This is a genomic window from Sesame phyllody phytoplasma (assembly GCF_018390775.2).
In the GTDB taxonomy this organism is placed as follows: domain Bacteria; phylum Bacillota_I; class Bacilli_A; order Acholeplasmatales; family Acholeplasmataceae; genus Phytoplasma; species Phytoplasma australasiaticum.
The window spans coordinates 1-13,271 of record NZ_JAHBAJ020000004.1; the positions used below are offsets into that span (position 1 = coordinate 1).

At 24.5% G+C, this 13,271-nt stretch carries 8 protein-coding genes and 3 tRNA genes; 5 read left to right on the forward strand and 6 right to left on the reverse strand.

The window, feature by feature from the left end; all coding sequences use genetic code 11:
- Positions 1–879: 879 nt before the first annotated feature.
- From tsaB to gyrB, 4 genes are all read right to left on the reverse strand, one after another.
- Entirely contained in the window at positions 880–1,506 is a 627-nt protein-coding gene (gene tsaB, locus KHD59_RS00630; protein ID WP_213680357.1) for a tRNA (adenosine(37)-N6)-threonylcarbamoyltransferase complex dimerization subunit type 1 TsaB, read from the reverse strand.
- Complete coding sequence (gene tsaE, locus KHD59_RS00635) at positions 1,493–1,957, reverse strand: tRNA (adenosine(37)-N6)-threonylcarbamoyltransferase complex ATPase subunit type 1 TsaE (protein WP_004994760.1); 465 nt, start codon at positions 1,955–1,957, stop codon at positions 1,493–1,495. The genes tsaB and tsaE overlap by 14 nt, the downstream gene beginning before the upstream one ends.
- A 399-nt stretch (positions 1,958–2,356) precedes the next feature.
- Positions 2,357–4,897 carry a DNA gyrase subunit A gene (gene gyrA / locus KHD59_RS00640; RefSeq protein WP_213680358.1) on the reverse strand — a complete coding sequence of 847 codons (2,541 nt, stop codon included), beginning with the start codon at positions 4,895–4,897 and terminating at the stop codon, positions 2,357–2,359.
- An 84-nt stretch (positions 4,898–4,981) separates the two neighbouring features.
- Positions 4,982–6,928, reverse strand: coding sequence for a DNA topoisomerase (ATP-hydrolyzing) subunit B (gene gyrB / locus KHD59_RS00645; protein ID WP_213680370.1), 1,947 nt, complete (start codon positions 6,926–6,928; stop codon positions 4,982–4,984).
- Positions 6,929–7,613: 685 nt separating this feature from the next.
- Between gyrB and KHD59_RS00650 the strand changes: the two genes are divergently transcribed.
- From KHD59_RS00650 to KHD59_RS00670, 5 genes are all read left to right on the forward strand, one after another.
- Complete coding sequence (locus KHD59_RS00650; RefSeq protein ID WP_193622225.1) at positions 7,614–8,207, forward strand: hypothetical protein; 594 nt, start codon at positions 7,614–7,616, stop codon at positions 8,205–8,207.
- Positions 8,208–8,454: 247 nt separating this feature from the next.
- Positions 8,455–9,360: a hypothetical protein gene (locus KHD59_RS00655; RefSeq protein ID WP_238120203.1), complete on the forward strand. Its 906-nt coding sequence runs from the start codon at positions 8,455–8,457 to the stop codon at positions 9,358–9,360.
- A 150-nt stretch (positions 9,361–9,510) separates the two neighbouring features.
- A tRNA-His gene (locus KHD59_RS00660) sits at positions 9,511–9,586 on the forward strand.
- A gap of 32 nt (positions 9,587–9,618) precedes the next feature.
- Positions 9,619–9,693: transfer RNA gene (locus KHD59_RS00665), tRNA-Gln, on the forward strand.
- 997 nt (positions 9,694–10,690) lie between these two features.
- Positions 10,691–10,765, forward strand: a tRNA-Trp gene (locus tag KHD59_RS00670).
- Between the two features lie 136 nt (positions 10,766–10,901).
- Here KHD59_RS00670 and nrdF read toward each other — a convergent pair.
- Both nrdF and recA read right to left on the reverse strand, forming a co-directional pair.
- Entirely contained in the window at positions 10,902–11,930 is a 1,029-nt protein-coding gene (gene nrdF, locus KHD59_RS00675; protein ID WP_213680359.1) for a class 1b ribonucleoside-diphosphate reductase subunit beta, read from the reverse strand.
- A gap of 319 nt (positions 11,931–12,249) precedes the next feature.
- A complete protein-coding gene (recA, locus tag KHD59_RS00680) occupies positions 12,250–13,263 on the reverse strand; it encodes a recombinase RecA (RefSeq protein ID WP_213680360.1) in 1,014 nt (337 codons plus the stop codon).
- Between the last annotated feature and the right edge of the window lie 8 nt (positions 13,264–13,271).

Below are 13,271 nucleotides of genomic sequence, written 5' to 3' on the forward strand. Positions count from 1 at the left end.
CTAGTAAATTACTTTCTTCTTTCGCCCTATGAGAGTGATTAACTCTCTTCTTGGTAAGTCGATTATCTAGCTTATTCCAAAACTAGGTTTACCCTTATGACTACTAAAAAGATGCTTTATCCTTGGCCATCCGGATCTTTATTTCCAGATTAGTAAATTTAATTACTCAGCTTTAGGATTATCCAAGTTACACTAAAATTCTACCATAATTCTTTAGGGGAAGTAACCTTCTTGTTGGAAGGCTGATTCCAGGTTTTTTGTTTGACAAACTACTCGATATTTTATCTGTATATCAGTAGCTTCTGGACTGTCTGGATAAAACAAATTACAGATAGGTTTATTAATTACATCCATTTTCCTTCTTAGGTCATTGCAGGCTTCTCCATCGAATTATTCGGTGGCGGAGTCATCTTGACTAATTTGCTTTCATCGCAACCCGCTTTTATGGTCTGCTGTAATCCGGCATTCTTTCTTTAACCTGACCGACCATATCTTTTCAGGGTTTATCGGCCCTGGCTATTGGTTAAATAGCACGAAATTTAGGCCTCTTTAGCATCCGATAAATTAATATAAATATTTTATATTCTATTAAAATTTTAATTAAAACATTATTAATAAGATATTGAAACTCTTGTGGCCATGTAAAGGTTATTACCCTTTGTCATGATCAGGTTTTTTTTAAAATATTCCCATTCTAGAATTAAACTAACAACTAATATAAATTTCACTTTTCTTTTGAACCTAACAGCTATTAGTTTAAACCTTTTGTGGTTGCTTTTAAAGAGATCAAAGTTATTACATAATTCTATTATATGTGTTAGATACAATTAATTTATATATATAAAATATCATATATAAATAGCGAATTATGAACTTACTTTAATCCTCCCAATTAGAACAATAATAATTAGGCAATAATTCGTGAGGATTATCAACGATATTTAAATAATTAAATAATTTATTCAAAGCAATTTTATAATTTAAAGAATTTAATAAAATATGATTAGGATAATTAACTAGCAAATCCGTAGAATATCTTGATTCTGCTAAAATAATTTTGTTGTGTTGATAGCTAATTGCGTAAAAATAATCCTTATTAATTTTTATTTTAGGAGTTAAAGGAATTTTTTCAAAACCGCTAGAAAGTAATAATAAACTGCTAATTTTAAACAAAGGAATATTTAATTCTAAAGATAATAATTTGGCTGTTAAAACGCCTATTTTAGTACCAGTATAAGAACCAGGACCACAACCTACTATAATTTTTTTTATTTTAAATAAATCTACAGAATTTGCTTTTAAAATTTTATTAATCAAAGGCATCATACAAGATACAAAACTTTTAGATTTAACATTAAAGCATATATCAATAATATTTTGCTCATATGTTAAAATCACTATTTGCATATCTGTTGAAGTATCTATAATTAAAATATTTTTATTAAAAAATAACGAATTATTGTATATCTTTGTTTTATCAAAACCTTTTTTATTAATATTTAACATTTTTTTGTTTTATTAAAATACCTCTACTATTATCTTTTAAAAATTTAATTTCAACTTTAAAATCCCATAATTTATCAATTTCATCATTTATATAAGTTGATTCTATTAAAATAATATCACCTAGTTCTAAATATTCCAATACCTCTTCAAATAAAAAAATTAATTTACTATTATTTTCTAAACGAAAAAGATCCATATGAAACAATGTTTTATTATTAAAATTATAACTTTTAAATAAATTAAAACTAGGACTGTTAATTGTTAAAATTCCTAATTCCTGAGCAAAACCCTTTACAAAAATAGTTTTACCTAAACCCATCGAACCATGAATAAACACAATATTCTTTTTATTTTTGTATCGATTTGTAGATAAAATTTTTTTGGCTAAAAAAATACCAGCTAATTTAGTTTGTGCCGATTTTAAAGATATTTTATTATAAATAAATGTCATTTTTAATTCCATTTTGTAATCGGGAGATAAAATTATTACTATCAAATCAATTTAGAAAGAGTATTTTCGCTTAAATGGTATATTCGTAATTAATTATTACATAACTAGAACAATATATATTTCCATAAAGATCATATTTCCGATATCTTTGTTATTTCTAAATGAAATAAGTTTTTTAATAAATCATAATTAATTGATCAGAGTTCATGTTATATAAATTTATTTTTTATTAACTAATAATTATCAAATTAATAAATCAGTAAAGTAGTTAGTTAATTTAAATGAAATTTTATATAATTTTATAATATATATAATAATTTTAACCATTTTATAGTAATCAATTTTAATAAATATATTAAAATTATTTAATCAAAAAAACAATAGTCAATAAATTTTAATCTAATTAATAATTATAGATTTTTCATCTATTGAATCATCATCTTCTTGTTTTTGGACAACTACTAAATTAAGTAATTTATCATCATCTTTTAATTTAAATAATCTATTTCCTTCAGTGTTTTTAGATTTAGTAGTAGAAACTTTATTAGCTTCAATACGAATAACTTGCCCGCACTGAGAAATTAAAATTAATTCTTCATTTGGAAAAATGGTTTTTAAAGCGACTAAATGACCTTTTTTATCAGTGATTTTTAAAGTTTTAACACCCTTACCTCCTCGTTGTTGCGGTTTATAAAAACTTGCTTGAGTTTTTTTTCCGTAACCAAATTCTGTTACTACCAAAATATCTTGTTCCGGATGACAAACAACAGCTGCTCCTACAATTTGTTCATCTTTATCCATGCGCATACCAATAACTCCAGAACTTTTACGATTAGTTGTTCGGATTGAATTTTCTTTTAAACGAATGGATTTACCACCAGAACTCGCTAAAATAATATCTTGTTGACCAGAAGTTTTTAATACTGCTAATACTTCATCATCTTTTTTTAAAGCAAAAGCTATTTTGCCATTAGAACGAATATTAGCATACTCTTGAATACGATTTCTTTTGATAAATCCTTTTTTTGTCACTAATACTAAATAATCTTTATTTTTATTAAATTCTGTTACACTTGTCAAAGTAGTTAAAAATTCACCTTTAGCCATAGGTATTAAATTTACTAACGGAATACCTTTAGCGTGGCGCGAATAAGAAGCTATTTCATAACCTTTAATTTGGTACACTTTGCCTTTATTAGTGAAAAACAATTGATAATCATGAGTAGAGGTTATAGCAAAATGTTCTACAAAATCATCTCGATTCATAGTAATACCTATAACACCTTTACCGCCTTTGTTTTGTTTTTTATAAGTATCTAAATTTAAACGTTTAATATACCCTTTATGAGTAATAGTAATTAAAATTTTTTCTTTTTCAATTAATGAAGATTTATCTATATCTAAATCTTGATTTTCCATATTAATAACGGTTCTGCGTCCATCTTGGAAATTTTTTTGTAAATTTAATAAATCTTGTTTTAAAATTTGTTCTTTTAACAATATAGAATTAATAATATTTTGGCATTCTGAAATTTTTAACGATAATTCTGTATCTTCTTGTTTAATTTTTTCTATTTCTAAATTAGTAATTTTTTGTAAACTCATTTCTAAAATAACTTTACTTTGAAGTTCATCTAATTGATATTTTTCCATTAATTGTATTTGTGCCATTTTAGAATTGGATGAAGATTTAATCAATCTAACTACTCGATCAATATCATTCAAAGCGATAATCAAAGCTTTTACTAAATGTTGTTTTTTAAGAGCTTTAGATAATTCGAATTGTTTTTGACGTTGAATAACATTAATTCGAAAATCAAAAAATTCTTTTAACATTTGCTTTAAATTAACTAATTTAGGAACCCCTTTTACTAATGCAATCATATTAAAATTAAAAGAGACTTGTACCTGAGAATTTTTATATAAATTATTGAGTACTACATGAGGATTAACATCTCTTTTTAAATCAATAACAAGTTTAATACCTTGGCGATTAGATTCATCTCTTAAATCTGTAATTCCATCTATAATTTTTTCTTTAGCTAAAAAAGCAATAGATTCAATTAAACTACTTTTTTTAATTTGAAAAGGTATTTCAGTAATTACAATAGAATTTTTATTTTTATCATTTTGAATTATTTGCGTTTTAGATCTGATAAAAATACGTCCTTTTCCAGTATTATAAATATTTTTTAAATTATCAGCTCCTAAAATTTCTCCTCCTGTAGGAAAATCAGGTCCCTTTAAGTATTTCATTAAATCTTGAGTTTCTATATTTTTATTATTTATAAAAGCAATTAGAGCATTAATAACTTCTTTAAAATTATGCGGAGGAATATTGGTGGCCATACCTACAGCGATACCAGTAGAACCGTTCACTAGAAGATTAGGAAATAAAGCAGGTAAAACTGTAGGTTCTTTCTCGTTACCATCATAAGTATCAATAAAATCAACAGTTTCTTGTTCGATATTACGAATTAATTCTATAGCTATTTTAGACATTCTAGCTTCTGTATAACGCATAGCTGCTGCTGAATCTCCATCAATGGAACCGAAATTACCATGCCCAGTAATAAGAGGATAACGATAATTAAAATCTTGTGCCATACGAACCATAGCTTCATAAATACTATTATCTCCGTGAGGATGGCAACGACCCATAACAGCACCAACTACAGCTGCAGCCTTCTTAAAACGTTCTTGATTAGATAATCCTAAATCATTCATTATATAAAGAATTCTTCTTTGTACAGGCTTCATACCATCTCTAATATCAGGAAGAGCTCTTCTTACGATCACACTCATAGCGTAACTTAAAAAAGATTTTTTAACTTCTTCATTGATATCTACGACTTGAACGCGATTAAAATTAATTTTAGAATCTAAAGAGGAGTGTTCTTCGTTTAAACTATCATTTTTTTTTGTTTTTTTTAATATCATATTTCACGCCTTTTTTATTAAAAATTGAGTTAAATTAATTAAGATTTACTTTAAAAGTAAAATAATATTTTATAATTTAAAATCTTAAATATCTATGTCAGCATAAGTAGCATTCTCTTGAATAAAAATTTTTCTATTACTAACTTCTTCGCCCATTAACATAGTAAAAATTCTATCAGCTTCTACTGCATCTTCTAATTTCACTTGCAATAATGTTCTAGTGGCAGGATCCATAGTAGTTTCCCAAAGTTGTTCGGCATTCATTTCTCCTAACCCTTTGTACCTTTGAACAACAATTTTTTGAGAATTATTTTTACGACTCATAAAATTTTTTAAATCTTGTTCTGTATAGAAATAAGAAATTTTTTTATTGTTTTGCACTTTATATAAAGGAGGTTGAGCAAAATAAATATAGTTATTTTCAATTAAAGGTCTAAATTGCCTAAAAAAGAAAGTTAATAATAAAGTTCTTATATGAGCTCCATCAACATCAGCATCCGTCATAATAATAATTTTATGATAACGCGCTTTCGAAATATTAAACTCCTTATCGAAACCTGTACCAAAAGATTGAATTAAAGAAATAATTTCATTGTTAACTAAAATTTTATTTAATCGAGCTTTTTCAACGTTAATAATTTTACCTCTCAATGGCAAAATAGCTTGAAAAGAAGAATCTCTCCCTTGTTTAGCAGAACCCCCCGCAGAATCTCCTTCAACAATATATAATTCTGCTAAAGACGGATCTTTAGTCCGACAATCAGCTAATTTTGAAGCAAAACTTAAAGTGTCTAAGGGTGATTTTTTTCGTGTAATTTCACGAGCTTTTTTCGCTGCTACTCTAGCTTTAGCTGCTAATAAACATTTATCAATAATTTTTTTAGCTTCTTGTGGATTCTCTAATAAATAACTTTCCAAAGCAATACCAAAATGTTTAGAAACAAATTGTCTCATATCATAATTACCTAATCTAGCTTTAGTTTGGCCTTCGAATAAAGGATCATAATGTTTTAAAGCAATAATAGCTGTAATACCTTCTAAAGTATCTTCACCGATAAAACTAAGATCTTTCTTTAATAAATTTTTATCTTTGGCATATTTAGATAAAACTCTATTTAAAGCCATTTTAAAACCTTCTTCATGAGTTCCACCTTCATGTGTAGGTATGTTATTTACAAAAGAATAAATATTAGAAATATAATTTTCATTATATTGGAAAGCTATTTCTAAAAAAATATTATTTTCAGAACTCTCTTGATAAAAAGGTTGATTTAAAACTTTTTTATTTTCATTTAGATACTGAAGATATTCTTGAATACCGCCTTTAGAATAAAAATTAATAATTTGAGGTGGTTCAAGGCGTAAATCTTCTATAATTAATTTAACATTTTTATTTAAAAAAGCTAATTGTTGTACTCGTTTTTTTAAAACATCTAAACTATAAGGAGTGTTTTTTATATCTTGAAAAATAGTTTCATCAGGTAAAAATTTAATATTAGTACCTCTTTTATTAGTATTACCTATAATTTGTAAAGATGTAGTAGGAACGCCTTTTTCATATTTCTGATAATATATTTTACCATTTAAACAAATTTCCACTGTAAACCAAGTGGATAAAGCGTTTACTACAGAAGCGCCTACACCATGCTGACCACCTGAATAACTATAATTTTTGGAATTAGGAGCATTTTTAAATTTACCTCCTGCATGTAAAGTAGTTAAAATAGTTTCTACAGCTGATTTTTTAGTTTTAGGATGAATATCAACGGGAATGCCTCTACCATTATCAGAAACACTAACTACATTATCTGGAAAAATTTTTAAAATGATTTCTGTAGCATAACCTGCTAAAGCTTCATCTATAGAATTATCTATAATCTCCCAAATTAAATGATATGCTCCTTTCATAGTAACAGAATCAATATACATTCCTGGTTTTTTACGAACAGCTTCTAAACCTTCTAAAATTTCAATACTAGAGGCACTATATTCACCTAAATTTTCTTTATTTTTTTTATCATTTTTGCTCATTTTATGAAATTTATTATTTTCTCCTTTTATTTTTTTATTATTCAATTTAATAATTAATTTAGTAAAAATCATAACAATATAATTTCAAAATTTTAATTTTTTTTCAATTTCATAAAAATAATTCTCAGGTTATTGTTTAACTTAATTAGAAAAATTAATATAAATATACAGATTAATAAAACTTTAATTAAATAATTTTTTTAAAATCAGATTAATTAGAAAATGGTAAACTAAAAATAAAAAATGTGTTAATAATTATAACACATAAAAAATCAAACTGAGATTAAAGCAGATATAACTTCTTTTTAGCAAATTATAATAAAATTTTTATTTTTAAAAATAATCTAAAATTTTTAAAATAAATTTAAACCTTAAATGGAATTTAATATAAATAATATTTTAAATTTAAACTTATTTAGATTTAGATTTTCGAAAAAAATTTTCATTTTTTTAATTAAAAATAATATTTTTATAAGATTAAAAAATATAAATTAATAATCTCTAATTTTGTATTTCTATTTTTCATTAAAGTACAATATTCAGTTTTTTATCAAAATATCCTAAAATATTGAAACATTATTGGAAAAATGTTAAAATATTATATAAAATTTATGTTTTTTATCTTAAAATAAAATAGAACATATGTTTTGCATTTTTTATATATAATAACATTGAGGGAGCGAAAATGCTTAAAAAAATTCAACTAAAAAAATTGTTTATATTATTATTACTAAATCTTTTTGTTATTAATTTTTATGGTGTATTTATAAATAAACAAGGTAATTTATACAATTCTAAATTAAATAATATTAAAGCTTTTTTTGATATTGATTGGCCTTTTTTATCGAAAACTAAAGAAATAAAACCGAATGTTGAAAAACAGCTAATTACAGAAAACAGTATAAAAAAAGATATACAAGATGCCGAAAATCATATGAATAAAATCATAATTCTTCTAAATAATAATCAAAATGATGAAAATAATACGAATGAAATATCAATTCTTCTAATTTCATTAAACCAAGAAGCAGTTTTAGTTAAACAAAGAATTGCAACAATAAAAAAAAATTTTGCGAAATGGGTAAATAAATGTCAAGAAAATAAAAATAAACCAACCATTAATAACGTTTTACAAGAATACTTTACTACTTTAAGTATTTTCAATCAAGATATAAAAAATATTAATGATAGAATAATAAAAATAGAAAAAAAAATAACACAAAAGAAATTGAATCATTCCAACGAATTATTTATTAATAGTAATAGTAGAAATCGATAAAAACAATATAAACAAATCAATTATCAAATAAAAGAAAATAAATGTAATAAAAAGTTAACAAAACCAAATTTCTATTCAATGATTATCAAAAAATTAAATACTATCTTATATAGTGCTGAAAGTTATTTAAGTTGAAAATATTTTTTAAATTAACTTTAATATAATATTATATCAAATGATAAGTTTTCGATAAATTTGCTTTGTTATTTTCGCAATGAAATGAATAAAAATTAAATTTGAGATAACATTGTCAAAAGGCAATGATTATACAGAAGGTTGTGTCAATAATTTGATGATAAATATGATAATGAATATTAAAGAATGGTTAAATCGATTCCCTTTTGAAAACTATTGGTGGATATATTTTTTAAGTATTTTCATGTTTTCAGAAATTATCAAGATAGTATTGCGAAAAATTTTAACATTTATATATCGTATTTTTTTGCTAAATTTTCATTTTATTTTCAACATCCAAGAAGAAAAAACTAAAGATAATCAAACCTCTGAATTAAATACAAAAACAGAAGTACCAAATTTCTCTATACAAAACCAAATTCCTAATGAATTATATCAAGATAAAAATTTAACATTAATAGAATTGAAAATGTTAGAAATTAATCGAAAAGAAAATGAAAACAAACATAAAGAACAGTCTTTTCGTCTTGAATTAAATCAATATAAAATGGAAACTAAAATAGAATTACAACAACAAAAAAATTACTTCGAACAAGAGATGCTTAAACAACAAATAAATAATTTAGAAAAAGAATTATTAAAAATTACAACCAAACCAAAATTTTATCATCAAGATTCGTCAATTAAGCAAGAATCCAAAAATAACACTTTAAAAACAAATAATAAATTATCTCAAAATTTATTAGAGAATATAGACTTAACATTTATTGATGAAGCCTTAAAAAAACAAATACCTGAAAGTTTAAAAAAAATTTTTGATAGAATGGAAAATTTCGCCGAAATACAATTATTTATGTTAAATAATATGCCTATAGAAAATCGTAATAATTTTTACAATGTTTCTCATTCTTATTATGATTCAAAAAATAAAGCTTTATATATAGATCCCAAAGATTTAATATTTGTCAAATCATTATTAATAGAAAAACAAAAACAATTTAAACAAATAAAACAATAATTTGATTTTAAAACAATTTTTTTAAATACTTAAATAATTTTTTTTAATTTAAATAATATTCTATATATTTTTTTATCTATAATCGTGTATAATATGTAATGTTATTAAATTTTTATAATTTTGAAATTAAAATGTTTAATAATTTTTGTGGCGGTTGTGGCGAAATGGTTAACGCATCGGCTTGTGGCGCCGACATTCGTGGGTTCGATCCCCATCATCCGCCCCAAATTTTAATTAATTTATTTTTTTATAAATAAAAGGCCCATAGCCAAGCGGTAAGGCAACGGACTTTGACTCCGTCATTCGTTGGTTCAAATCCAGCTGGGCCTGCCATAATTTTTCTAAATTTTTGTATTTAATATAAATGAAATAATTAAAAATTTTTAAAATAAAAAATAGTCATATTGCGGGTGTGGCGGAATTGGTAGACGCACTAGACTTAGGAGGGCGCTAGTTCGGGCGTAAATTAAAGAGGATTTTTTACGGGCACCTCACTTTTAAGGTAATAAAAGTAATTCAATGAATTTACCTGAATTCGAAAGAATAAAAGGGACAATAGCATATTCATAAAGCATTTAATGAAAAATAAAATCGTTTTTTTTAATTATTTTAAAAAAATTAAATTAAATGTAAGAATAAGATAAAATAAGGTTGAACAAATATAAAATTAAGTGAAGAGCAAAGAATGGTGGCGCAGTTCTAAAGCTTTAGGGATGGTTAAACGATATATTCCAAAAACCTAAATAGATAATTATATAATTGCTCCCAGATCCTAAAGTAATTATAATTACCAATTAATAATAAAAAAATTTATTTTAAATTATCTACACCAAGACAAAATTCAATTATATCATTAATTTTGTCTATTATAAGTCTCCAACCGCTATTTATCATTAGCCTATAATTTATAGCTACCTAGGAAAACCTAAAATTATTTTTTATAAAATAGTTAAGGTTGCAGAGCTGACATAGTAGTCGGAGGTTTTATGCCCTCTCAGGGAGAATAGGAAAACTATTCACAAGGCGAAGGAAAGCAGAAAGATTAAAAATAATAAAAATATTTTTTTATCACTTTTTAAAAAGATAATTTTTTGTTTTCTATAAAACAATTTATAAATGCGCAATATAAATTAAATAAAAAAATATTTTTTTAATCTAAACGAATAAAAAATTTATTATGTTGAATTCGGAAAGCCGGATGCATGGAAACATGCCTGTCCGGTTTGGATGGGGGCTAACCATATGCATAATAATTATGGTTTTCTATCCATATTCTAGCGCTTTAGCTTGCAGGTTCGAGTCCTGTCACCCGTACCAATTATTTTTATTTAGGGATATGATGTTAATGGTAGCATAATGGTCTCCAAAACCATGAGTTCGGGTTCGAATCCTGATATCCCTGCCAAATTAAATTTAAAAAATATTGAAAAAAATAATTTAACTAAAATAATTAATTGAAATAAAAAAAGAAGGTTTTTATACCTTCTTTTTTTTATTTTATAATCGGATAAAATATAAGCATTAATATATTTTTTAAAAAATTAAAAAATAAAATCTTCGTCTTTTAAACTTTCGGTTTTCATTTTTTGATAACCATTACCTTTCATAGAGAAATAATCCATTGTTTTCGTTTCTGTATTTAATCCATTTAAAATAACAGGATTAATCTCTTCATAAGGAAAATATTGTTCAAAACCTAAATTTAATAAAGCTTTATTAGCATTATAACGAACAAATTTATTTACATCTTCAACTAAATTAATTTCCTGATAAATTTCAAAAGCTAATTTTTTTTGTTCTTGATATAACTTAAATAAAAAATTTTCTAACCAACTATATAATTTTTTCTTTTGATCTGGATCAAAAGTAGAGTATAAATTTTTCGCTAATCTTCCGGTATAAACTCCATGAACACTTTCATCTCTAATAATCAAATTAATGATTTCTCCGGCTTGCATCAATTTACCTTGTCCATAAAAATAAAGAGGGTAATAAAAACCACTATAAAATAACCAAGTTTCTAAAAATACTGAAGCTACCATAGCTTTCCATTTGATTTCGCGAAATTCATAACTATTATAATAAACATAATCATTTTTATTAACAACTATTTTTTGATCTAACATTTCATAAACATTAATAATTAAATTTAAAATATTCTGTAAATTTTTTTGTTTCATACCCCAACAAAATAAATCATCAATTTCATTTTTATTTAAAAAAGTCATAAAAATATTAGAATAACTTTTAGCATGAACAGCATTTTCCATAGCTCCCATAAAACTCAAAGTAGCTTTTTTTTGATGTTCTTCAGGTAAACAAGCTCTAACTAAAACAGGCATACCAATATCCCCTTGATAAGTATCCAAAAAAGTTAAAACTAATAAATTACGTGAATAGGTTTTTTGTTCCCAAGGAGATAAAGTATTCCAAACGTGTAAATCACTTTGTAAACTAATATCTTCTGGGCGCCAAAATTGACTTAAATTTTGTTCATAAAAATGATGCGTAAAATCATCATCTAAATTATTCCAATTAGCGCCTTGATAAGTTATTTTTTTCAAATCCATATATTAATTTAATCCCTATCTTTTTAAAATTTATTAAAATCTAAAATAATTTAACAAACAAAAAACACTTTTTTTTATTATTTATTCTCATCTGAAACCAATAAATTTTATATAAATATTTTTCTAAAGCCGAATATTAAATTATTTAAAAAACCTTTTTATTTTTTATTAATTTAAAATATTTATATACTAGGAATAATAAATAAAATCTTTTCTAAAATAAAAGTTATAATTAAAAAATATTAAATTTTTATTAAGAAAAATAAAAAATTAAATAATCAATTATTAAAAACGCCTAATAGGCATTTCAATTAAACATTTATTTTTTATTATTACTGCTTAAATTATAATTTTTACGAATGGTTAATTCTAATTCATGAGCAAGATCTGGATTTTTTAGTAAAAATTCTCGCGTTTTCTCTCTGCCTTGACCAATTTGTTGATTATTATAACTATACCACATACCATTTTTTTTAATTAAATTTAAACTTACTGCTAAATCTAAAATTTCACTAACTTTAGAAATACCTTTGCCATATAAAATATCAAAACTAACGGTTTTATAAGGAGAACAAACTTTAGATTTAACAATACGAACATTAGTTTTCACTCCCACAACTTGATCATTCTCTTTAATTAATTCTGATGTTTTTCTAACATCTAATCTAACAGATGTAAAAAATTTTAATCCTTTACCTCCAGGAGTAACTTCATTATTACCAAAAGTAATTCCTACCTTTTCTCTTAACTGATTAATATAAATAAGAATAGCATTAGATTTATAAACGATATGGCTTTGCTTCCTTAAAGCCTGATTCATCATTCGAGCATGTATACCTACGTAAGAATCACCGACATCACCATTTAATTCAGCTAAAGGTGCTAAAGCAGCTACAGAATCTACTACCACTAGATCAACAGCATTCTTTTCAAATAACAAATTAGCAATATTTAAAGCAACTTCTCCAGAATCAGGTTGAGATATTAACATTTTATTACAGTCTACTCCTATAGCTTTAGCATAATTAATATCTAAAGAATTCTCAGCATCTATAAAAGCAACCGTACCTCCAGATTTTTGAGCTTCTGCTATTACATGCAAAGCTAAAGTAGTTTTACCAGCGCTTTCGGGTCCAAAAATTTCTACAATTCTACCTCTAGGTAAACCTCCAATAGATAAAGCTATATCTAATCCTAAAGAACCAGTAGAAATAGATTCTATAGGTTCTACTTTATCGGAGTTCATTTGCATAATACTACCTTTGCCGAAAATTTTCTCTATTTCACAGATAGTTTGCGTTAAAGGAGGTTTTTTAAATATTTCTTTACTCATTTGATCAA